Below are 21,419 nucleotides of genomic sequence, written 5' to 3'. Positions count from 1 at the left end.
GGGCCGCGGGGGGGGGGGCGCCCCCCGGGGGGGGGGGGGGGGGGGGGGGGGGGGGGGGCCCCCCCCCCGCCCCCCCCGGGGGGGGGGGGGGGCCGCCCCCCGGGGGGGGGCGCCCCCCCCGGGCCTGCCGGTCGCGGGGAGCCGAGGACAGCGGCTCGCACCGGCGCGGTCGACGGCCTCGCGAAGCTCCGGCCGGCTGCGACGGTCGCTTCAGTTCGCTGCCGTGGCGTCGCGCACACGCCCGTGCGGGGCCGGCCCTCAGAGGGCCGGCCCCGCACGGGCGTTTCCCGCGTTTCGGGCGGACGCGTCCGGTCAGCCGGACGGTTCCGCGGCGGAGGCGTGCTTGCGCGCGACGGCATCCGCCGCGCCGCTGGGGGGTGCGTCGGTGGCGAAGGCGGCGTCGATCTCATCGATCGTGGAGCCGGTGGTGCGGGGCTGGAACGCGAATCCGAGTCCCATCGCCACGGCGGTGGCGACCAGCAGCAGGGTGAGGACGAACTTGGGGTCGTTGTTCAGGAGCGTCGGGGTGACCAGGGCGAAGAGGGCGGCTCCGATGCGTGCGACGCCGAAGCTGATGCCCTGTGCCGTGCCGCGCAGCGAGGTGGGGAAGATCTCCTGGGACCAGACCTTGTAGTTGCCCTCGCCGGCGAAGCTGGCGCCCGCGATCATGGCCATGAAGCAGATGACGAAGACGGTGGGGTCGAGCGGCAGGACCACCAGGAGGAGCAGGGCGATCACCTGGACGACGGCACCGACGGCGAACATCGCGGAGCGCGCCGGGCGGCGGTCGACCAGACGCATGAAGACGATGCTGCACACCAGACCGACGGGGCCGATCATCGTCATGACGGACGTCACCGTGGGCAGGTCGAAGTGGAACAGGCCGATCATCGCGTAGGCGCCGAAACTGGCGAAGAAGTTCGTCATCGAGGCGCTCAGCAGGTAGAACACGGTGGTGAACAACAGGCCGCCGACGATCGGACGGCTCAGCAACCGGACCCAGGAGCGGCCGTCCCGGGCCTCTCGCCGCTCCCGGTCGGCGACCCAGACCTCGGACTCGGGCAGTCGCCGGCGCAGGAACCAGGTGACCACGGTGACCAGGAAGAGCTGACCGAACAGCAGGCGCGGCATGAGCGTGCCGCTGAACGCGGTCAGCTTGGCGACGATCTGGACCACGATGATGCCGATGCCCCACATGAGCTGCGCGTAGGAGATCAGCCGCCCCCTCTTGTCCGCCGGGGCGATCTCCCCGATCAGGGCCAGGGAGGCGGGCATGTCGGCGCCGGCCGCCAGCCCGGCCAGGACGACACCGACGTAGAGCATGGGCTCGTTGACCGCGAAGATCAGCCACAGGAGACCGAACGCGAACACGATCAGGTCCGCGGAGTAGACCCGCTTGCGGCCGAAGCGGTCTCCGATGCGCCCGCCGAAGAGCGAACCGGCGCCGATGGACAGGCCCAGGACCGCGCTGACCGCGCCGACCGACCACGCACTCAGGCCGAACTGGCTCTGCCAGAGGGAGATGGACAGCGCGGTCGCGAACAGCACACCGCTGTCGAGGTAGGAGGCGAGCCCGCCGAGTGTGGCCAGATACCAAGGGCGTCGGGCCAGGGCAGGGGAGGGCGAGTGGGGCATCGAGGCGGCTCCTCGTCGAGCGCGAAGGCTGGCGTCCCCCACATGGTGGCAGGTCGAAATCCAGCCAAACGACAATCAGAATTTTGATTCTGGCTGTTCGGATGATGCATGGAGTCCCGCTCCTTGGCTAGGGGTGGGGTGCGAGCAAATATCAGAATTAAGATTCTGATACGGCCGGTGCGACCGAGCGGACCGGTGCGTTGACCTGGTCGGCTTCCGGCCATAATCTAGAATCAGAGTTCAGATTCTGGAATGAGGTACCGGCTCGCCATGGAAGCTCCCCCGACCGGGTCGATCGCACCCGCCGAGTTCCGCAGGGCGCTCGCGCACTACCCGACGGGCGTGGCCCTGGTCGCCGCCCGCGAGGCGGACGGCACACCCGTCGGGATGGTCGTGGGCACCTTCACCTCCGTCTCGCTCGAACCGCCCCTCGTCTGCTTCCTCCCCGACCGCACCAGCACCTCCTGGCCGCGTATCCGGAAGACCGGCCGGTTCTGCGTGAGCGTCCTCGGCGCCGGCCAGGAGCAGGTGTGCCGGTCGTTCTTCACGAAGGAGGCCGGACGGTTCCAGCACCACTGCGGCAGTGACGCTCCCTCCGGGAGCCCCCGCGTGGACCAGGCCGTCCTGTGGGTCGACTGCGACATCGAGTCGGTCGTCGAAGCCGGTGACCACGACATCGTCCTGGGCCGCGTCCGGAACATCGAGGTACCGGCGTCGCCCGTGCTGCCCCTGCTGTTCCTGCGGGGTGGGTACGGCGCGCCCGCGCCCCTGTCGCTCCAGGCCCGGTCGCCCGAACCGGGCGTTCGGCTGCGGCTCGCCGACGCCGTCCGCCCCGAGGCCGAGGCCATCGCCCGCGAACTCGACCTCGAATGCCTGGTCAGCGCGGCCGTGGACGACCATGTCGTCTCCCTGGTGGCCGCCGGTGTCGGAGCCTCGCCCCAGGGGAGCCCCACACGCGTCGGCGCCGCCTTCCCGCTGGCCGCCCCGTTCGGGCCGCTGTTCGTCGCCTGGGCCTCACCGGCCGAACAGGACGCCTGGATCACCAGAAGCCGGCACCTGACGGGCGAGCAGGGCGCGCGGGCGGCACGTGAGGATCTCGCCGCGGTGCGCGCCCTGGGCTACCAGGTGACCACCGGGCACGCGACCGCGGACCGCTTCGAACGGCTGGTGGAGAACGGAGCGCTCGACACCGGCGACGCCAAGGACCTTCTGCGCCGGCTCGCCGACCGGGGGCCCGAACCCGGTCTGCGCACACCGCTGCACGAACTGACCGACGTCACCTCCCTCGCCGTCCCCGTCCGTACCGCCGACGGGACCGTCGCGCTCTCCCTCCACCTCATCGGCTTCACGGGCGACGAGACCCCGGACCGGCTGCCGGCCTGCCGTGACCGTCTGCTCGCCGGCGCCGAACGGGCCCGCGAACTCATCAGCTCCTGAGCCGGGCGACCTCACCGGTCACCCGTCCCTCCTGTTTCCCATCCACGCCCCCCAACGGGCCGACCTGGAGGCCACCGTGCGTTTCTCCGCGTTCCTCACCACCCGTTCATCCGGCCCCGACGAGGACCGCCGCATCACGCAGGCGCTCGTCGACCACGCCGTCGACGTCGAACGCCTCGGCTTCGACGCGGTCTTCCTGCCCGACCACCACTTCACCGGCTACTGTCCGCCCGCCAGCGACCCGATGATGTTCGCCTCGTTCCTGGCGGCCCGCCTGCCCCGGCTGCACTACGGGTTCTCCGTGCAGACCATCGCCCTGCACCACCCCGTGCGGTTCGCCGAGCGCCTCAACCTCCTCGACCAGCTCACCGACGGCAAGCTCCTGGTCGGCACCGGCAGCGGCACCACGCCCGAGGAGATGATCGGCCTCGGCATCAACTTCAAGGACACGCCGGAACTGTCCAAGTCCCACCTGGCCCTGGTGCGACAGCTGTGGGACAAGAAGGCCGAGGACGCGCCGTTCGTCTTCGACAACGGCCACTACAAGGGCGCGGTCGTCTCCCGGATCGTGCCCGCCGCCCACACCCGGGGCGGCCCGCAGCTCATGTCCGTCGCCCTGCGCCCCTCCAGCGTCGAACGCGCCGCCGCCGAGGCCCAGCCCGCCTTCATCCCGGCCTTCACCCCGCCGGCCCTGGACGACGGCGAGCCGCTGAAGCACCTGCGCACCCACTTCACCGCCTACCGCACGGCCCTCGAAGCCGCCGGACACCCGCAGGAGAAGGTGGCGCGGGCACTGGAGTGGACCACGCACACCTACCAGCACGTCCACGTCGCCGAGACCGACGAGCAGGCCGAGGAGGAGTTCCAGCTCCTCATGGCCCAGTACCAGGCCGCCGTCGAGCGCGAGCACGAGGCCAACCTGGAGGCCGAGAAGCTCTCCGGCGTCGCGCTCAACCCGCCGCCGAACGCCCTCACCCCCGGCTGGCAGAAGACCTGGTGCGTCTGGGGCAGCCCGTCCACCGTCGCCGAGCACCTGCACGAGGTCTCCGAGATCGGCATCGGCAACGTCCTCGGCGGCTTCCTCGGCGGCCCGCTCACCCCCGAGCGCGCCGAGTACGGCAAGAAGTCGCTCGAACTGTTCGCCACCGAGGTCATGCCCACCTTCCGCACGAACTGACCTCACCCCACGGCTCCCGCCACTGCCGGCCCCGCGGCGGGGGCGGTGGCCCACCCGCCACCTCCACACAGCCACACGCAGAACGGATGCCACGTTGAGCGCTCCCACCCGGCTTCGGGTCGAACACCTGGACCACGCACTCGGCATCACACAGTCCCGGCCCAGGCTGTCCTGGCAGCTGCCGGCCGGGTGCCGTATCCAACGCGCCTACCAGGTGCGGATGGGGCAGTGGGACTCAGGGCGTGTGGAGTCGGGGGAGAGCGTGCTGGTCGACGTCGGAGCACCGCCGCTCAGCTCGCGTGAACACCGCGCCTGGCAGGTACGGGTGTGGACGGACGCCGGGCTCAGCGACTGGTCGGCGCCGTCCTGGCTGGAGGCGGGTCTCCTGCACCCGGACGACTGGCGGGCCGACTGGATCCGCCCCGCGGAAGACGTCGTCGCCGCGCCGGGGGAGCGTCCCGCTCATCTCCTGCGCGGGACGCTCACCCTGCCGGACGCGGTGACGTCGGCGCGTGTCCACGTCACCGCCGAGGGCCTCTACGAACTCTTCGTCAACGGCGTCCGGGTCGGCGACGACGAACTCACCCCCGGCTTCACCGACTACCGCCGCACGGTGCAGGTCCAGACCTACGATGTCGGCGCTCTCCTGCGCCCCGGCGGCAACACCGTCGGCGCGGTCCTCTCCGACGGCTGGTTCCGCGGCGTCAACGGGATGTTCCGGGACTCCGACTGCTTCGGCGACCGCACCGCCCTGCTCCTCCAGATGCATCTGACGCTGCCGGACGGCACGGAAGAGGTCTTCTGCACCGACGGGACCTGGCGCAGCACCACGGGTCCGGTCACCCGCGCGGACCTCCTGGGCGGTGTCACCGCGGACCTGCGCGCGGAACCGGCCGAACGAGCGGCCGCCGACGCGCTCGACGGGGCCGGCTGGGCGCCGGTGACCGTGGCGGACCTCGGGTTCGACCGCCTGGTGGCCTCCCCCGCGCCCGCGGTGCGCCGCACCGAGCACCGCCGCCCGCTCACCGTCCACCGTGCCCCGTCCGGCGCCCAGGTCGCCGACTTCGGGGAGAACATCGTCGGCTGGGTGCGCCTCGCCGAACTCGGCCCGGAGGGCACCCGGCTGGTCCTCACCCACGGGGAAGCGCTGTCCCCGGACGGGGAGGTCAGCCGGCGCAATCTGCTCCCGGACCACATGCCGCCCGCGTGGGAGGAACAGCTGACACCCGGACAGGTGGACGTCGTCGTCTCCGCGGGACGCCCGGGCGACGTGTTCGAACCCCGCCACTCCACCAAGGGATTCCGGTACGTGGCCGTGGACGGTGCGGGCCTGCGCGACCTCACTCCGGACGACATCACCGGGGTCGTCGTCCACACCGACCTGCGCCCCACCGGGTCCTTCCGGTGCAGCGACGAGCGACTGAACCGGCTGCACGAGGTCGCCGTACGCAGTTTCCTCGGCAACGCCGTCGACATCCCCACCGACTGCCCGACCCGCGAACGATCCGGCTGGACCGGGGACTGGGCCCTCTTCGTGCCGACGGCCGCCTTCCTCTTCGACGTCGCGGGGTTCTCCCAGAAGTGGCTGCGCGACCTGGCAACCCAGCAGTTCGAGGACGGCGTCGTCCCCAACTGGGTGCCCGACCAGCTCGGCGCCGCCACGCGGGATCACCCCCTCCTCGGGGAGAACCTGGGGTCGGCGGGCTGGGGGGACGCCACCGTGATCGTGCCGTGGGAGATCTACCGGGCCTACGGCGATCAGGGCCTGCTGGAGCGTCAGTGGCCGTCGATGGTGGCCTGGGTCGAGCGGGCGATCCGCATGGCGCGCGACGGGCGGCACCCGCGACGCGCCGCCGGGCGACCCGAGCCCGCACCGCACGAGGAGTACCTGTGGGACACCGGCTTCCACTTCGGTGAGTGGCTGGAACCCGGGGAGCAGCCCGGCTGGGAGGAACTGCGCGCCCAGGACCAGTCCGCGGTCGCCACCGCCTACCTGCGCCACTCCACCCGCCTGCTGGCGCGCGTCGCCGCCGTACTCGGCCGCACCGCCGAGGCGGAGCGCTACCGGCGGATCAGCGAACACGCCCGGCACGCCTGGCAGACCGAGTTCGTCGACGACACCGGCCAGGTGCGCCCCGAGACCCAGGCGACCCTGGTGCGGGCGCTCGCCTTCGACCTCGTCGAGCCCGGACTGCGCGCCACGGTGGCCGGCCGGCTGGCCGAGCTGGTGCAGGCCGCGGGCAGCCGCCTGGGAACCGGCTTCCTCGCCACCCCCCACCTCCTTCCCGTCCTCGCCGGGACGGGCCGTGCGGACCTCGCCTACGAGGTGCTCCTCCAGGACGCGCCGCCGTCGTGGATGCACATGCTCGACCAGGGCGCCACCACCGTGTGGGAGCTGTGGGAGGCCGTGGACGCCGAGGGCGTGGCGCACGAATCGCTCAACCACTACAGCAAGGGCGCGGTGATCGACTTCCTGCACCGGTTCGCCGCGGGACTGCGCCTCGTCGACGAGGGGCCCGGGTACCGGCGCTTCCGGGTCGAGCCCTGCCCGGGGGGAGGACTGACCTGGGCGGAGGTCACCCACGACAGTCCGTACGGCCGGATCGAAGTGGCCTGGCGGAAGCACGGCCGGACCACCCGGCTGAGGGTGACCGTGCCCCCCGGCACCGAGGCCCATGTCGTGCTGCCCGACGGGCGGTGCGCGGACGTCGGCCCCGGCACCGCCCTCTTCGACTACCCGGACGCGGCGGCGCCGGCGGTGCCGCTCGCGCCGGTCACTTCCGCTCCAGCGCGGCCAGCCGCAGCTCCAGTTGGTCGACCCGGTGCTGTAGCAGGGTGACCTGGGCTTCCAGGCTGACCTCCCGTTCCGCCCTGCGCTGGATGCGCGGTGACGCGGCGGCACGCTCGATCACCGCGTCCAGCGGGACCAGGCGCTGCGGCCCGTTCGGGCCGTCCACCAGCCGGGACCGGATCTCGCCGTTGCGGTACCAGGACCGCAGGGCCGAGCGGGAAACGCCGGTCTCGGCTTCCGCCTTGGCCAGCGTGACCCAGGGTGTCTCGTCCAGCTGCTCGAACAGCTCCAGCTCGTTCTGCCAGCGCGCGAGCCGGCCCTCCCAGTCCGACGGCGTCTCCATCGCAGACCCTCTCTTCAGCACGGTGACCCTGTCAATGGCAGTGTGTTGACAGGGTTGGGAGCATGGAACCATGCCATTTGAACGGTTCACGGTGGAAGCCCGCAAGGTGGTCGTCACGGCTCAAGAGGAGGCGAGGCGGCTGAAGCACAGCTACATCGGCACGGAGCACCTCCTGTTGGGGCTGCTCGACGCGCCGGACAGCAAGGCGGCGAAAGTCCTGCACCAGCTCGGGTACGACAAGGCGACGGCACAGGCCGACATCGCCGCGACGGCCGGGCCCGGCACGGAGGAGCTGAGCGGCCACATCCCGTTCGCGCCGGGCGCGAAGAAGACGCTGGACCTCGCCCTGCGCGAGGCGCGGCAACTGCGCCACACCTCCATCGGCACGGAACACCTCCTGCTCGCCCTGGTCACCGGGGAAGGCGAGGGCCTCGGCGCACAGGTGCTCGCCGAGCGGATCCACCCGGTCAGCAAGGTCCGTGCCGCGGTGCTGGCATCGCTGGACGGGGCGCGGGACGTCGCGGCCGGACCGTGGCCGGCCGGCACACCCGCCACCGAGGACACCGTGTCCGTCGCCGGCGCGCTGGCCGGTGGGGCACCGGTCGGCAGCCATCACCTGCTCGAGGCGATGCTGCGGGCGGAGAACAGCATGGCGGCCAGGGTGCTGCGCGAACTCGGGGTCGACCCGGACGCGGTCGCCGCCAAGATCGACGAACTGGATCCGGAGACGACGACGGACGCGAACCCCGAGGAGACCGCCGCGCGCAGGATGGAGATCCGGCTGGTCGACGACGAGGTGCACCTGATCCTGCGGGACCCGGCGACGGTCACCGCCGCCCAGAAGGTCACCGAGCTGTCCGGCGGCCCGATCCAGGGCGTCGGGCCGGTCGCCGGCATGTTCGTCCCGCTCTGGCGGTCGACCAACCAACTGCTGCTCCGGTTCCAGCACATGCTGGAACCGGAACCCGACGAACAGGGCGGATCCGCCGCGAGCCACGTGGCCAAGGTCGTGCGCACGGTGCTCGCGCCCCGGCTCCGCCGGTGAACCGGCTGATCGGCGGGCCGGAAACCGAAGGTGGGACAGGCGCGGGGCGCGGGTGCGGCGAGCGCGACGTGCCGGCGCCGTTCTCGCTGGCGACCGGGACGCGGTGCACCGGCGCGTCCACCGCGCCCGCCGAGGCGCAGCGCGGCGCCTGGCAGGCCGTCACCACCGGTCAGCACGCGGGGGCGGTGTCCGGCCGAGGCGATCGGCGAGTCCGGGACCGTGTCCGGCGCCCCGCCGTCGGTGGCCCGCGCATACCACGGGGCGATCTCCCACGACCAGGCAGTACGGCGCATCGGAGGCGACCATGACCATCACCATCGTCGGAGCCGGGCTGGGCGGACTGGCCCTTGCCCGTGTGCTGCACGTGCACGGCATCGACGCCGTCGTGTACGAACGGGAGCCGTCGCGCGGCGCGCGCGGTCAGGGCGGCATGCTGGACCTGCACTCCGGGACCGGGCAGCGCGCGTTGCGCGAGGCCGGCCTGATCGACCGGTTCCACGCGATCGCCCGTCGTGAAGGCCAGGACCTCCGGCTTCTCGAACCGGACGGCACCCTGCTGTTACAGGAGGACACACCCGACGACGCCCCGCTCGAACGACCTGAGGTCGACCGTGCCGAGCTGCGCGACCTGCTGCTGGACTCGCTCCCCGAGCACACGGTGCGCTGGGGGCACACGTTCGCATCCGCCGACGACGGCCTGCTGCACTTCGCCGACGGCAGCAGTGCGACGTACGACCTGCTGGTCGGCGCCGACGGCGCGAACTCCCGGGTCCGCGCGCTGCTCACCGACGCCCGGCCGGCGCACACCGGCCACAACGCCGTCGAGCTCGGCATCCCCGACATCGACCGCACCCACCCCGACCTCGCGGCGATGGTCGGGCGCGGCAACTACTGGGTGCTCGGCGACGGACAGTCCCTGTCGGCGCAGCGCAACGGCGACGGCCGCGTACGCGTCTACCTCAGCTTCTACGACACCGCCGAGGACTGGTTCGCGACCAGTGGGATCCCGTTCGGTGACCCGGCCGCCGCCCGGGTGCGGCTGATCGACCTGTTCACCGGCTGGGACCCACGGTTCACCGCACTGATCGCGGCCTGCGACGACACCGTCCTGCCGCGGTCGATCAGCGCTCTCCCGGTCGGCCTGACCTGGCCGTCGGCGCCGGACGTCACACTGCTCGGCGATGCCGCGCACCTGATGCCGCCGGTGGGGCAGGGCGCCAACATGGCGCTGCTCGACGGTGCCCTGCTCGGCCTCGCGCTGGCCGCGCACCCGGACGACGTGCCCGTCGCCGTCGCAGAGTACGAACGCGAGATGTTCGAACGTACCAGCGCTGCCGGCCGGCAGTCCGCGTACGTCCAGGACATCCTGACGTCGCCGGACGCCGGCCGGAGAATGCTCGCGTTCTTCCAGCCCCCGGCTCCCACCGCACCGGATTCCGGCGGCGGTGCCGGACGCGTATGAGCTGGTCCAGCACCTGACGCACGGGGTGGGGCCGGGCCGGCCACCGTCTCCGGGCATACCTGCCCCGGGCGCGGAAGGTGCTCGACGGCCCCGGAGCCGTCCGGGGCCGTCGAGCACCTGGGCACCGCCGCCGGGTCACCGCAGTGCGGCCACCACGACGAGGTCCCGCTTCCGCGTCAGGGGCACGGCCTGCCCGGCGACGGTGGCGCTGCGCGCCCAGGGAGCCGCCAGGTAGAGGTCCGCGCCGCCGGCCGCGGCGGCGGTGCCGGACACCTCGATGGTCTTGTCCCTCGTGTTCAGCCGCACCGCCAGAGTGCCGTTCAGCGCCTGGTCGGCGGTGAGCAGGTCGTTCTTGCCCTGCTGGAGCGCGGTGCCACCGGTGAGCAGGATGCGCAGCACGCTCTGGTCCTGGTCGACGTAGGCCAGGGGGCCGTCGTACCGGTACGGCCCGAAGCCGCGTGAGGTCCCGTCGTCCGCCGCCCGCAGGTAGTACCCCTTGAGCGAGTCGGCCCGCAGTTCCAGCACCCGCGCGCTGTCCGAGCCTGTCACCAGGCTCAGGCTCGCCTTGGCACGGGTGTGCTCGAGTACCGGCAGCAGCAGCGTGTCCAGCTTCACCGTGCCCGCCGAGGCCAGCGAGTAGGACACGTAGGCGGCGGGGGCCACCTGGTAGGTGACGGGGGAGTAGTAACCGTCCTTGAGCGCGGGAGTGGCCGCGTCCGGGTCGGCGGGGATGATGTGCAGCTGGGTGCCGCTGCCGAACGCGGTCCGCGCCGTCGCGCCGTCGAGGGTGGGGGCGGCGTCGGGCAGCAGATGCCAGTTCTGCTCGTAGGAATGCTCCGCGGAGTCGGCGGGGGTCAGGGCGTCGGAGACGATCCAGCCCAGGTCGTGCAGGAACAGGACGGAGCGTTCGTGGCGCACTCCGGCCGTGGCGTCGGTGTAGCCGTCGGCGAGGTCGGCCCACGGCGTGGCGACGTTGCCGACCGACCCGGCGGCGGTCGGGTCCTGCGCGGCCCCGTCGACGGTGACGGTGTTGTGCGACTGGGTGGTCTTGCGCAGCCAGTCGGCCGTGGGGTCGGTGACGTAGGCGTAGGCGCCCATGGCGGGCAGCAGCGGCCGGTCGTGGGCGTAGACCTGGACGGCGAGTTCGTCGGGGTGGCCGTGGTTGCCGCGGTCGGCGCCGATCCGCAGGTACCAGTCCGTGTCGGTCCAGCCGGTGCGCTGTACGGCGACCCGGGTGTCCGGGTAGGTGACCGAGGTGTGGTCGGGCTCGGTGCCCTCGGCGCCCGCGGTGGCCACGTACTTCAGCTGGTCGTCGCCGAGCAGGTCGGCGAGCTTGGCCAGGGAGGAGCGCTGGTTTGTGTAGCTGGAGTCGCCGTAGGCGGGGTCGTAGCCGTTGGGGTAGGTCTGGTCGGCGAGGAACCAGGACAGGCCGCTCAGCGGGGCGATGGTGCCGACGTCGTAAGCGTTGGCGACCAGCACGTTCGAGGTGCCGACGAACGTGTTCGCGACGCCCATGGCGTAGGTGGAGGACGCCTCGGTGTAGCCGCCGTCGGCGTAGAGCGAGCTGCCGAGCTGCTGTACCAGATAGGCCAGCGCGTCCTTGCGCCACTGGGCCGCCGAGGCGAACTCGGGGAAGCACACGCCGAGGTAGACCAGCGCGCTCTTGATGGTGATCATCCAGTTGGCGGTGGCGGAGGTGGTGGTGGAGAAGAAGGGCCCGGCGGCGTAGAGGGCCTTGAGCAGCGTGGTGTTGGTGTCGGCCGTCAGCGACGGGCTGGAGCGCAGGATCTCGTACACGTAGCACCAGTTCTGGACGCGCCACGCCGCGTCCAGGTTCCGGGGGTAGCTCGCGGCACCGGCCGCCGATCCGTAGGCGCTGGTGTTGGTGTCGGCGATGAAGTCGGTCATCAGACCGATGAGTCCGGTGGCGATCTCCTCGTCGCCCGCGGCGGCGTAGGCGTCGGCGAGCGGGCCGGCGAAGTAGAACCGGGGCAGCTGGTAGTAGAACTCGCTGTCGACGTTGGCGCCCGTGATCTTCTTCCAGTCGAAGCCCTTCGCGTCCCCCTGCCAGGAGAAGGTGTTCTGGACGGTGTTGTTCCAGGTACGGGTCGACTCGTCGAAACCGACCTGGACCTGGTAGAGCATGACGTCCTGCGCGGTGCCGCTGGTGCGGCCGGTCAGGCCGAGGGCGGCGGTCTGCGGTGAGGTCACGCCGGACAGGTCGAACCACAGATAGCCCTTGCGGCTGGTGGAGCTGAAAGCTCCCGTGCCCTCGTCGTGCACCTCGATCGTCTCGGCGGAACCGAAGACGGTGTCCGCGGCGGTGCCCGCCGCGATGTGACAGCTCTGGTCCGCGGCGAGGGTGAGGACGGTGCCGTCCTCGTAGGTGAGCGTCAGCTCCGGAGCGCCGTCGGCCGCGTGCCGACTCGCGAACTCGGCACGGGCGGACTCCTTGTTGCGGGCCATGAGCATGAACCCCACCCCACCGGCGCTGATCGCGCCCTGCACCGCCGAGGTGACATCGGGGGCCGACGTCGTCCAGTCGGTGCCGACGGTGAGGGTGGTCTGGTAGATCTCCCCCTTGCCCAGGGTCCATATGTGGTCGAGGAACAGCGGGACGAGCGCCGTGCTGTACACGCCGTTGTACGCCCAGGCGGGCGGGACGCGCTCGTCGCGGCCCTTCATGTACTGGAGGAGGGCGGTGCGGGCCGTCTGGTAGTCGCCCGCGCGTGCGGCGTCGGCGACGGACGTCATCCCGGGGTGACCGTCGTAGTCGAACACCGGGCTGGTGCTCCAGGTGCCGGTGGTGGAGTTCCAGGCACCGAAGAACGCGGCGTCGGAGATCTCGGTGGTGACGGTCGCGGCTGCCGCGCCGGTGGCCGCGACGACGCTGAGCAGGGGCGTCGCCGCCACGCCGGCCAGGATCGCCTGGAGGATGTGTCTGCGGGTGAGGGACATGCTGGTCTCCTGGAAAGGGCGGGGTGGGTGGGGCTCAGGTGGTGGGATCGACGTCGTCGAAGCCGCTGGCGGAGTCGGCGGCGGCGGCGACGTCGTCGTGCCAGACGACGCGTTCGGTGACGGCGGTCGCCCCGTCCCGCCAGGCGGGCTTGTAGATGCCCCACTTGAGGTAGCCGTAGGTGCCGGCTGCGTCGTTGTAGGTGTTGGCCACGTCCTCGGCGTCCAGGACCTGGGTCCAGCCGGTGGCCTTGCTGGTCTGGTACCAGGCCTTGATCGAACCGGTCTGCGTGTACTGCCAGTTCACCTGGAAGACGAAGTCGTGCCAGACGCCGGTCGTCAGTGTGGCCAGGTCGTAGCTGGTCTTGCTGAGGGCGGCGCTCGCGTTGTCCTGGTAGTCGCACAGCACCGGATCGGAGTTGACCCGCAGCCGCAGCCGGGAGGCGGCCGTCGAGGTGGCCGGCAGCACCTCCAGGAACATGGAGGGGGAGCGGTTCGGGTCGTCACACGAGGACTTGGTGTGGTGCCACTGGAAGACGATGTCCTCGGCGGTGTCGGCCTGCCAGGTGGAGGGGATGTAGACGCTGAAGCCGTACCAGTACGTCTGGCCCGGCTGGAAGCGGGTGGCCGTGATGCTCTCGGCGTCGCTCTCCGCCCGCGGCCCGCCGGCGGAGGTGTCCCCGTACTTCAGGTCGGAGCGCAGGGAGCCGCCTCCGGTGCGGGCCAGGGAGCTGTCGACGGTCAGGGAGTACGTGCAGCAGCCCGCCAGGCCGATGCCCGAGATCCCGGAGGAGGTGTCCCCGGTCTCGTAGGTCGCGCGGATGACCGCGTCCGCGGAGGCGGAGGTGGCGAAGCCGACGAGCAGGGCCTGAAGGGTGAGGAGGATGATCAGTAGGGGTCGACAGGAACCTTTCTTTCCACTGTCCGGCATTACTTTTCCTGCCTTTCTGGACGTGTCGCCCGTCTCGGGTCAGGCGGAGCGGGCGAGCTGGGCGCGGTGGACGGGGCGGGCGAAGGGCTGTCCCGCGGCGAAGCGGGCCAGTTCCGCGAGCGCGTGTTCGGTGAGCCGCTCCAGTTCCCCGCCGATCGAGCCGGCGATGTGCGGGGTCAGCAGCACTCCGGGCAGTTCGTACAGGGCGGAGGAGGCCGGCAGGGGCTCCGGGTCCGCCACGTCGAGCACGGCGTGGATACGCCCGGAGACCAGTTCGCGGGTGAGGGCGTCGGTGTCCACGAGCGCCCCTCGCGCGGTGTTGATCAGCGTGGCTCCGTCGCGGAGCAGCGCCAGCCGCCCGCGGTCCATCATGTGATGGGTCTCCGGCAGGCTGGGGGCGTGCAGGGAGACGGTGTCGGACGCGGCGACCAGGGTGTCGAGGTCGACCAGGCGGGCTCCGAGCGACCGCGCCTCGGGCTCGTCCAGGTAGGGGTCGGTCACCAGGACGTCGAAGTCGAACGGCCTCAGCAGCTCCAGCACCCGGCGGCCGATGAGCGAGGCGCCGACGATTCCCACGGTCCGGCGGTAGTTGCCGACGGCCGGAAAGTGGTCGGTCCACGGCAGGAACGTGCGGTGCTCGCGGTAGAGGTTGCCGATCTGCCAGACGCGCTTGTGGGCGAAGAGGATGGCCGCCAGGGTGAACTCGGCCACCGGTACGGCGTTGGCCTCGGCACCCGAGGAGACCGCGAGGCCGCGCTCCCAGCAGGCCTCGGTGATGTGGTGCTTGACCGAACCGGCGATGTGGATGACCGCTCGCAGACGCGGTGCCCGGTCCAGGACGTCCCGCTCCAGCGGCGGGCAGCCCCAGCTGGTGACGAGCACCTCCACGGCGCCGAGATCGGCCGCCTCGCCGAAGTCCTCCACCACGTCGGCGGGGTCGATGTCGGCGAGCTGGACCAGACGGGCCGTCAGGTCCGGGGTGAACAGGGAGTCCCGTACGGACCGGCGCATGGCGAGCCTGGCCACGGGGCGGCGGCCGGGGGCGGTCCCCGTCGTGGCGGTGGTTCCTTCCGGGTGAGCGCTCACTTGACGGCTCCGGCCGTCATACCCGAGCGCCAGGACCGCTGGACGGCGAGGAACAGGGCGATCAGCGGGATCACGGCCACGAGCGAGCCGGTGATGGCGAGCAGGTAGTCGTCCGGGTGTCCCTGGCTGAGCGCGCTCGCGTTCCAGGCGTACAGGCCGAGGTTGACGGGGTACAGCTGCTGGTTCGACAGCATCACCAGGGGCAGGAAGAAGTTGTTCCAGATCGCGGTGAACTGGAAGAGCCCGATGGTGACGACGCCGGAGCGCATCATGGGCAGGGCGACCGACCAGAACGCCCGCAGTTCTCCGGCGCCGTCCATGCGGGCCGCCTCGATGACCTCGTCGGGGACGTAGGAAGCGCTGAAGATCCGCGCCAGGTAGACCCCGAAGGGGAAGACCAGGCCGGGCAGGAACACCCCCCAGAAGGTGTTGACCAGGCCGACTTCGGCGGCGAGCAGATAGGTCGGCAGGACCAGGGCGGCGGAGGGGACCATCACGCCCAGCAGCACCAGCCCGTAGGCGGCGCCTTGGCCGGGAAAGGTGAACTTGTCGAAGGCGTAGCCGGCCATCGCGCAGATCAGGGCGGCGAGCACGGCCCCGCCGCCGGCGTAGAGCAGGGTGTTCCACAGCCAGCGGACGTAGATGCCGTTGTCCGCGGCGAACAGGTGGCGGAGGTTCTCGACGAGGTGGAACTGACGGCCGGGAGCGAACCCGTTGGTCCCGAAGAGGTCGGTCAGGTTCTTGGTCGACGCCATCAGCAGCCAGACGGGAGGCGCGAGGGTGTAGACGACGACCAGCAGCAGGATCGCGTTCACCCCGAAGCGGGAGAGCGATCCGGGGGTGCGCGCCCCGCGCCGCCGGCGGGCGGGCCCGGCCGTGGGCCCGGCGCCCGGCGCCGCCGTGGGCGGGTGGTGCGCGGCGGAGTCGTCGCTCGCGGCCGGGCCCGTGCGGGGAGGTCCGAGGGTCTTGTTCATGCGGTGCTCCGTCGGTTGGCCAGCCGCGTGACGACGAAGGACAGTACGGCCGCGAAGCCCGCGATCAGCAGCGAGGCGGCGGCAGCGGTCCCGTAGTCGTTGCGGTTGAAGGCCGCGTCCTGGGTGTAGAGGTTCGGCGTCCAGGTCCTGGTGATCGAGGAGGAGGCCTGGAGGAGGATCTTCGGCTCGTTGAACAACTGGATGCCGCCGATGACGGTGAAGAGGGCCGCCATGGCCACGGCGGGGCGGATCAGCGGCGCCTTGATCCGCACGGCGAGTTGCAGCCGGTTGACGCCGTCCAGGGTGGCCGCCTCGACCACCTCCTGGGGAACGGCCTGGAGGGCCGCGTAGAAGATGACGACGTTGTAGCCCAGCCATTCCCACATGGCGACGTTGACGACGGACAGCAGGGGATGGGTGCTGGCCACGCTCGCGGCGTCCGACGACTGCCCGAGCCAGTCGGTGACCGGGCTGAGCCCCGGTGTGTAGAGGTAGAGCCAGATGAGGGCCGCCACCAGTCCGGGGACCGCGTGCGGAATGAACACGATCACCTGGGTGACGCGCCTGGCCGCGGCCAGACCGGAGTCCAGCAGCAGCGCCACGGCCAGGGCACTGAGCGTCAGCACCGGGACGTAGACGGCCACGTAGGCGGCGATGGTGAGGAAACCGTGCAGGAACTCGGCGTCTCCGAGCACCCTGGCGTAGTTGCCGATGCCGGTGAACTGCTTTTCCACTCCGCCGAGTCCGAGACCGGAGGACTGCTCGCTGAACAGGCTCAGCCAGGCCGCGTAGCACAGCGGCGCCAGGGTGACGAGGGAGAAGAGGATCAGGAACGGTGAGAGGAACAGGACGGCGCCGCGCAGCTGCCGTTGTCTCATGGGGATCGCCATGGGGGTTACTCCTGGGATTGTCTGCCGGCCGGCCGGACACGCCGGGTCCCGCGCGGTCCGGCCGGCGGCCGGATCACTGGGCGACGGTCAGACCGCGGTCCTTCGTCGCCTTCACCGTGGCGTCCTGGACCTGCCGGTAGACGTCGGGGAGACGGGCCGAACCGCTGGTCACCTTGCCCAGCCGGTCGGCGAAGGCCGACTCCGTGGTGGCCATCGTCGGGCCCCACCGCCAGTCCGGCACGACGGAGTCGTAGGAGTCGGTGAGCACCGAGAAGATGTCCTGGCCGCCGTAGTAGTCGGTGGTGAACTTGCTCTTGGCGGTCGTCACCAGCGCCTTCTTCGCCGGGTACATGCTGGTGGCGTCATTGGCGTACCAGGCTTCGACGCCCTTGGCGTCCGTGGTGATCCACTTGATGAACTCCAGGGCGGCGGCGGAGTTCTCGGCGCCCTTGGGGATGACGAAGGAGGATCCGCCCCACATCGCCGAGCTGCTGGTGCCGTCCCAGCTGGGAAGCTCGGCCACGGCCCAGTCGCCGCTCTGGTCCGGGACCGTCGCCTTCAGGTTGCCGGCGCACCAGGAGGCGCAGAAGTAGCCGACGAGCTTCTCCTTCTGCACGTCCGTCCAGAACTGGTCGGTGTAGTCCGGCAGGGTGCTGACGAGGCCGTCGCTCACCAGGTCCTGCCAGTACGAGGCGACCTTCAGGGACGCCGCGTCATCGATGCCGATCTTCCAGGAGTCGCCCTCGGTGCCGAACCACTTGCCGCCGGCCTGCCAGGACAGTGCGGTGAGCAGGTTGTAGTTGTTGGTGAGATAGGCGCCGGCCCGCTTGTCGCCGTCGACCGACTTGACCTTGGCCGCGAGCTCCTTGTATTCCGCCCAGGTGGTGGGCGCGGTCAGGTGGTGCGCGTCGAAGAAGTCCTTGCGGTAGAAGTACACCATCGGGGACGCGTCCCGCGGCACGGCCCAGGTCTTGCCACCGAGCTGGACCAGGTCCTGGATGGGATCCGGGAAGGTCTTGTCCACCAGCGACCCCGCCTGGTCGCTGAGGTCGGTGGCACCGCCGAGGCTGACGATCTCGGGAAGCCTGGTGTACTCCGCCACCGCCACGTCCGGCACATCGCCGGACTTGATGGCGTTGGACAGCTTGTTGTAGTAGTCCGTGGTGCTGGCAGGCTGTGTCACGAACTTGACCTTGATGTCCGGGTGTGACGCGTTGAAGGCGGCGGCCACGGTGTCCGAACCACGGAGGAAGGACCAGAAGGTGACTTCCTGCACCTTGCTCTCCGCGCCCTGTGTGCTGTCCCCGGACGAACACGCCGCCGTCACCGACAGCAGCAGGGCCGCCGCGAGGGCGACCACAGATCTCCGACTGCGCATCTCCATGCACCTTTCGTTTGATGTCAGCCGACTGTCTGATATCGAACCCTGCCTGTCAAGCGGTGGTGCGGTGTCGTTTTCGCCGGAGTGGGCGAGCAAGTGATATCGTTTACGTCCAAGTGATCGAGGGGAAAGAAGAGAAGCGTGCATGCGGAAGACCGGCACCGAGCGATCATCGAGACGACCAGAGCCCGGGGATCCATTACGATCCGTGAACTCGCCGAGGAACTCGGGGCCTCGGCCGTCACCATCCGTGGCGATGTGCGAGAACTGGCGCGGCAGGGCACCGTGCGGCGCGTGCACGGAGGGGTGATGTGGCCCGCACAGGAGGAGCAGCCTCCGAGGCCGTCCTCGCCGGCCGCGTATCCGGCGGAGCCCTCGGTGCCCGAGCGCTCACCGTACGAGGCGGCTCCGGTATACAACCTGGGCATGGTCGTGCCGCACTCGTCGTACTACTACCCGGAAGTGGTCAACGGTGCGCGCGCCGCCGCGGAGGCCCTGGGGGTGAAGCTGGTCCTCGGTGTGTCGCACAACGCCGTCGCCGAGGAGCAGGCCCTGGTCGCGCGGATGCTGCAACCACCGTCGGGGATCGACGGTCTGGTGCTGACCACGGTGGAGGACCCGCGCACCTCGCCCGGCACCGAGGCCTGGCTGCGGGACCTCCCCGTCCCCGTCGTCCTCGCCGAGCGCCGGATCGGGCCGGCCGCCGGCTTCGTCGAGGACGTGGCCACCGATCACGAGTACGGCGCCTATCTCGCGGTACGCCATCTGGCCGGACAAGGGCGCAGCCGTATCGCGCTGCTCCAGATCGACACCCTCACCGCGCCCATGCTCCAGGTCGGCTACCAGGACGCGACGGCCGCCCTGGAACTGCGGCCCTGCTCTCCCGAGGTCCCGGGCCTGCTCATGGAGAACGATCTCGCGGACCTGGACGAGAAGTGCGCGCGGCTGGTGCGCGCCGTGAAGGAGGGCCAGGTCGACGCCGTCCTGGTCCACAACGACTCGATCGCCCTCCCCCTGGTGAGCCGCCTCCAGGCGGCGGGCGTCGAGATCCCCGCGGACCTCGCGGTCGTCACCTACGACGACGAACTCGCCGCTCTCGCCTCCCCGCCCCTGACCGGCGTGGCGCCGCCCCGGCACGCGGTGGGCGCGGAGGCCGTCCGACTGCTGGTCAGAAGACTCCAGGACCCGGACCGTCCGGCTCACTCCCTCAGGCTGCGCCCGTTCCTCAACGTCCGGGACTGAACATCCGGGACCGGGAGACTGCCGCACTCGCGGTTCTGGCCCCGGCTCGGTGGAGCCGGGGCCGGTCGTGCAGGCGTGCGGGGTGAACGGTCCGGTCGCGTCCTCGCCGGGGACACGGCCGCGCGCCTGGGCGACGCCGGCCGGCCCGTGGGGCCGGGTGACGGCACCCGGCCCCACGGGCTCGTGCCCGCCGGTCACTTCAGGACGCGGCCGAGGAACCCGCGGATGTATCCGCTGATGGTGTCGAGGTGGCTCTCCAGGGCGAAGTGGCCCGACTCCAGCAGGTGGATCTCGGCCTCGGGCAGGTCCCGCCGGAAGGCGCGGGCGCCGTCGGGGCCGAAGATCTCGTCGCCCCGGCCCCAGACGGCCAGCAGCGGCACCTGGCTGGTGCGGAAGTACTCGTGCACCTTCGGGTACAGCGCCACGTTGGCCGGGTAGTCCCGGAAGAGCTGGAGCTGGATCTCGTCGTTGCCCGGCCGGTCGAGCAGCGCCTGGTCGTGACTCCAGGTGTCGGGGCTGATCAGCGTCGGGTCGGCGACGCCGTTCTCGTACTGCCAGCGGGTGCTGTCCAGGGTGAGGGCGCCCCGCACGGTCGGTTCGGTGTCCGGGCCCGGTGCCTCGGCGTAGGCGAAGAGACCGTCCCAGAACGCTCGCACGAAGCCGTCCTCGTAGGCGTTGCCGTTCTGCGTGATGACCGCCGTCACCCGGTTCGGCCTGCGGGTGGCCAGGCGCCAGCCGATGGGGGCGCCGTAGTCCTGGACGTACATCGCGAACCTGTCGACGCCGACGCGCTCCAGGAAGGACTCCGTGACGTCGGCCAGCGCGTCGAAGGTGTACGGGAAGTCGCCGAGTGGCGGCATCGACGACCGGCCGAAGCCGATGTGGTCGGGGGCGATCACGTGGTAGCGGTCGGCCAGGGCGGGGATGAGGTGGCGGAACATGTGCGAGCTGGTCGGGAAGCCGTGCAGGAGCAGGACGACCGGCGCCTCGCTCGGTCCGGCTTCCCGGTAGAAGACGTTCAGTCCGTCGATCTCGACGGTGCGGTGGTGCACGACCGGAGTCATGGCTGATCTCCCAGTTTCGAGGGGTGGTGGGTGGGGTGTCACTGACGGTTCCGCCCGGTCGAGCCGGTGCGGGCCGTCGCGGCCGGTCCCTTCCGGGACGGGACACCGTCGGCGGACGGTGTCGGGTGACGAGGGTCAGCCGGTGATCCCGGTGCGGGCCTGGACACCCCGGCGGGCCAGCCAGCCCAGCGTGTGGTCGGCGACCGCGGGCCAGCCGCCGTCGACGGTCAGGGAGTGACCGCGGTCGGCGAACTGCTTGAGGTCGGTGACCGCCGTCGAGTCGCCGTACAGCTTGTACGCGGCCCGCGTCACCACGTCCGGGACGGTGTGGTCCTCCTGGCCGGAGACCAGCAGCAGCGGGCCCCGGCTGGGGTTGGCGGTGTCCACGGCCGCCGGCGAGTTCGTGGCGAAGTTCGCGAAGGCGGCCTCGAAGAGCGGGCGCCCCGGGGACGGGATCGTGTACTTCTCGAACAGCTGGTCGGACTCGTCCCGGGAGATCGCGTTGCCGAAGCCGTAGCGGAACTGCTTCGCGGTGAGGGAGACGGCCTTCTTCTTGTTGCCCGGGTTGCCGAGGACGGGGAAGCCGGAGCGCAGCTGCGCGAAGGGGAGCGGCTTGACGCCCTTGATCTGCGCCGGGTCGATGGCGACGCCCGCGCGGCCCAGCCCCATGCCCAGGAGCTTCTGCGTGATCAGGCCGCCGAAGGAGTGGCCCACGATCACGGGCTCCCGGTCGAAGGAGCGGACGATCCCGGCGTAGTGGTCGGTGACGTCGTCGATGCCGAGGCCGGCGACCGCCTCGGGCTGCCGGCGGGCCTCCTCGACCGTGGGCGCCTCGCCCGGCCAGCCCGGGGCGACCGGCTCGAAGCCCTGCGAGGCGAACAGCTCCATCCAGGGGCGCCACGAGGACGCGTGCAGCCAGAGGCCGTGGATGAAGACGACGGGGGTGCGGTTCGTGGCCATGATGTCCTCCTTGAGGGTTCGGGCTCCGCGGTGGGCGGTGCCCGGC

16 protein-coding genes and 1 pseudogene are annotated in these 21,419 nt (G+C 71.2%); 7 read left to right on the top strand and 10 right to left on the bottom strand.

The genetic code is table 11. From position 1 onward, the window contains the following. Positions 1–312: 312 nt before the first annotated feature. Positions 313–1,635, bottom strand: coding sequence for an MFS transporter (locus ACZ3KJ_RS20705; protein WP_467528848.1), 1,323 nt, complete (start codon positions 1,633–1,635; stop codon positions 313–315). A gap of 270 nt (positions 1,636–1,905) precedes the next feature. Here ACZ3KJ_RS20705 and ACZ3KJ_RS20700 point away from each other — a divergent pair, with 270 nt between their 5' ends. The 3 genes from ACZ3KJ_RS20700 to ACZ3KJ_RS20690 all read left to right on the top strand — a co-directional run bounded on the left by ACZ3KJ_RS20700 (position 1,906) and on the right by ACZ3KJ_RS20690 (position 7,088). After that, complete coding sequence (locus tag ACZ3KJ_RS20700) at positions 1,906–3,072, top strand: flavin reductase (RefSeq protein WP_467528846.1); 1,167 nt, start codon at positions 1,906–1,908, stop codon at positions 3,070–3,072. A gap of 76 nt (positions 3,073–3,148) precedes the next feature. Next, positions 3,149–4,249, top strand: coding sequence for an LLM class flavin-dependent oxidoreductase (locus ACZ3KJ_RS20695; RefSeq protein ID WP_467528844.1), 1,101 nt, complete (start codon positions 3,149–3,151; stop codon positions 4,247–4,249). Positions 4,250–4,343: 94 nt separating this feature from the next. Beyond that, positions 4,344–7,088: a family 78 glycoside hydrolase catalytic domain gene (locus ACZ3KJ_RS20690; RefSeq protein ID WP_467528842.1), complete on the top strand. Its 2,745-nt coding sequence runs from the start codon at positions 4,344–4,346 to the stop codon at positions 7,086–7,088. Here ACZ3KJ_RS20690 and ACZ3KJ_RS20685 read toward each other — a convergent pair. Then, on the bottom strand, positions 7,024–7,383 hold the full coding sequence (locus tag ACZ3KJ_RS20685; protein WP_467528840.1) for an excisionase: 360 nt from the start codon (positions 7,381–7,383) through the stop codon (positions 7,024–7,026). The genes ACZ3KJ_RS20690 and ACZ3KJ_RS20685 overlap by 65 nt on opposite strands. A gap of 70 nt (positions 7,384–7,453) precedes the next feature. Between ACZ3KJ_RS20685 and ACZ3KJ_RS20680 the strand changes: the two genes are divergently transcribed. Both ACZ3KJ_RS20680 and ACZ3KJ_RS20675 read left to right on the top strand, forming a co-directional pair. Beyond that, the gene (locus ACZ3KJ_RS20680) at positions 7,454–8,428 is read left to right on the top strand and encodes a Clp protease N-terminal domain-containing protein (RefSeq protein ID WP_467528838.1); all 975 of its coding nucleotides are present in this window, start codon (positions 7,454–7,456) and stop codon (positions 8,426–8,428) included. Positions 8,429–8,732: 304 nt separating this feature from the next. Continuing rightward, positions 8,733–9,890, top strand: coding sequence for an FAD-dependent oxidoreductase (locus tag ACZ3KJ_RS20675; protein ID WP_467528836.1), 1,158 nt, complete (start codon positions 8,733–8,735; stop codon positions 9,888–9,890). Between the two features lie 135 nt (positions 9,891–10,025). Here the strand turns inward: ACZ3KJ_RS20675 and ACZ3KJ_RS20670 are convergent, their stop codons facing one another. The 6 genes from ACZ3KJ_RS20670 to ACZ3KJ_RS20645 form a co-directional block, all read right to left on the bottom strand. Next, positions 10,026–12,848 (bottom strand): heparinase II/III family protein, encoded by a 2,823-nt coding sequence (locus tag ACZ3KJ_RS20670; RefSeq protein WP_467528834.1) that lies wholly within the window; start codon positions 12,846–12,848, stop codon positions 10,026–10,028. 34 nt (positions 12,849–12,882) lie between these two features. Then, a complete protein-coding gene (locus tag ACZ3KJ_RS20665) occupies positions 12,883–13,776 on the bottom strand; it encodes a polysaccharide lyase (protein ID WP_467528832.1) in 894 nt (297 codons plus the stop codon). 39 nt (positions 13,777–13,815) lie between these two features. After that, entirely contained in the window at positions 13,816–14,787 is a 972-nt protein-coding gene (locus ACZ3KJ_RS20660; protein ID WP_467529084.1) for a hydroxyacid dehydrogenase, read from the bottom strand. Positions 14,788–14,858: 71 nt separating this feature from the next. Further along, the gene (locus ACZ3KJ_RS20655; RefSeq protein ID WP_467528830.1) at positions 14,859–15,836 is read right to left on the bottom strand and encodes a carbohydrate ABC transporter permease; all 978 of its coding nucleotides are present in this window, start codon (positions 15,834–15,836) and stop codon (positions 14,859–14,861) included. Further along, positions 15,833–16,726 carry a carbohydrate ABC transporter permease gene (locus tag ACZ3KJ_RS20650; protein ID WP_467528828.1) on the bottom strand — a complete coding sequence of 298 codons (894 nt, stop codon included), beginning with the start codon at positions 16,724–16,726 and terminating at the stop codon, positions 15,833–15,835. The genes ACZ3KJ_RS20655 and ACZ3KJ_RS20650 overlap by 4 nt, the downstream gene beginning before the upstream one ends. A gap of 73 nt (positions 16,727–16,799) precedes the next feature. Continuing rightward, the gene (locus ACZ3KJ_RS20645; protein ID WP_467528826.1) at positions 16,800–18,104 is read right to left on the bottom strand and encodes an ABC transporter substrate-binding protein; all 1,305 of its coding nucleotides are present in this window, start codon (positions 18,102–18,104) and stop codon (positions 16,800–16,802) included. Between the two features lie 144 nt (positions 18,105–18,248). On the opposite strand from ACZ3KJ_RS20645, the pseudogene ACZ3KJ_RS20640 reads away from it, so the two are divergent. Both ACZ3KJ_RS20640 and ACZ3KJ_RS20635 read left to right on the top strand, forming a co-directional pair. Continuing rightward, positions 18,249–18,410 (top strand): annotated as a pseudogene (locus ACZ3KJ_RS20640) (DeoR family transcriptional regulator); the annotation flags it as partial. A 123-nt stretch (positions 18,411–18,533) separates the two neighbouring features. After that, the gene (locus ACZ3KJ_RS20635; RefSeq protein WP_467529082.1) at positions 18,534–19,349 is read left to right on the top strand and encodes a LacI family DNA-binding transcriptional regulator; all 816 of its coding nucleotides are present in this window, start codon (positions 18,534–18,536) and stop codon (positions 19,347–19,349) included. 194 nt (positions 19,350–19,543) lie between these two features. Here ACZ3KJ_RS20635 and ACZ3KJ_RS20630 read toward each other — a convergent pair whose 3' ends face one another. Continuing rightward, entirely contained in the window at positions 19,544–20,413 is an 870-nt protein-coding gene (locus tag ACZ3KJ_RS20630; RefSeq protein ID WP_467528824.1) for an alpha/beta fold hydrolase, read from the bottom strand. A gap of 135 nt (positions 20,414–20,548) precedes the next feature. Then, a complete protein-coding gene (locus ACZ3KJ_RS20625) occupies positions 20,549–21,373 on the bottom strand; it encodes an alpha/beta hydrolase (RefSeq protein ID WP_467528822.1) in 825 nt (274 codons plus the stop codon). Positions 21,374–21,419: the final 46 nt, after the last annotated feature.

The organism is Streptomyces sp. NPDC003248 (assembly GCF_055563235.1).
Note: the sequence above shows the minus strand (reverse complement) of the source record. Positions and strands in the feature narration are given on the sequence as shown.

What these genes read in the sequence shown, in the direction of transcription:
- ACZ3KJ_RS20630 (WP_467528824.1), bottom strand. Translation starts at nt 20,413, where the DNA reads ATGACTCCGGTCGTGCACCACCGCACCGTCGAGATCGACGGACTGAAC.
- ACZ3KJ_RS20700 (WP_467528846.1), top strand. Translation starts at nt 1,906, where the DNA reads ATGGAAGCTCCCCCGACCGGGTCGATCGCACCCGCCGAGTTCCGCAGG.
- ACZ3KJ_RS20635 (WP_467529082.1), top strand. Translation starts at nt 18,534, where the DNA reads ATGGTCGTGCCGCACTCGTCGTACTACTACCCGGAAGTGGTCAACGGT.
- ACZ3KJ_RS20650 (WP_467528828.1), bottom strand. Translation starts at nt 16,726, where the DNA reads ATGGCGATCCCCATGAGACAACGGCAGCTGCGCGGCGCCGTCCTGTTC.
- ACZ3KJ_RS20655 (WP_467528830.1), bottom strand. Translation starts at nt 15,836, where the DNA reads ATGAACAAGACCCTCGGACCTCCCCGCACGGGCCCGGCCGCGAGCGAC.
- ACZ3KJ_RS20670 (WP_467528834.1), bottom strand. Translation starts at nt 12,848, where the DNA reads ATGTCCCTCACCCGCAGACACATCCTCCAGGCGATCCTGGCCGGCGTG.
- ACZ3KJ_RS20705 (WP_467528848.1), bottom strand. Translation starts at nt 1,635, where the DNA reads ATGCCCCACTCGCCCTCCCCTGCCCTGGCCCGACGCCCTTGGTATCTG.
- ACZ3KJ_RS20675 (WP_467528836.1), top strand. Translation starts at nt 8,733, where the DNA reads ATGACCATCACCATCGTCGGAGCCGGGCTGGGCGGACTGGCCCTTGCC.
- ACZ3KJ_RS20680 (WP_467528838.1), top strand. Translation starts at nt 7,454, where the DNA reads ATGCCATTTGAACGGTTCACGGTGGAAGCCCGCAAGGTGGTCGTCACG.
- ACZ3KJ_RS20645 (WP_467528826.1), bottom strand. Translation starts at nt 18,104, where the DNA reads ATGCGCAGTCGGAGATCTGTGGTCGCCCTCGCGGCGGCCCTGCTGCTG.
- ACZ3KJ_RS20660 (WP_467529084.1), bottom strand. Translation starts at nt 14,787, where the DNA reads ATGCGCCGGTCCGTACGGGACTCCCTGTTCACCCCGGACCTGACGGCC.
- ACZ3KJ_RS20625 (WP_467528822.1), bottom strand. Translation starts at nt 21,373, where the DNA reads ATGGCCACGAACCGCACCCCCGTCGTCTTCATCCACGGCCTCTGGCTG.
- ACZ3KJ_RS20685 (WP_467528840.1), bottom strand. Translation starts at nt 7,383, where the DNA reads ATGGAGACGCCGTCGGACTGGGAGGGCCGGCTCGCGCGCTGGCAGAAC.
- ACZ3KJ_RS20665 (WP_467528832.1), bottom strand. Translation starts at nt 13,776, where the DNA reads ATGCCGGACAGTGGAAAGAAAGGTTCCTGTCGACCCCTACTGATCATC.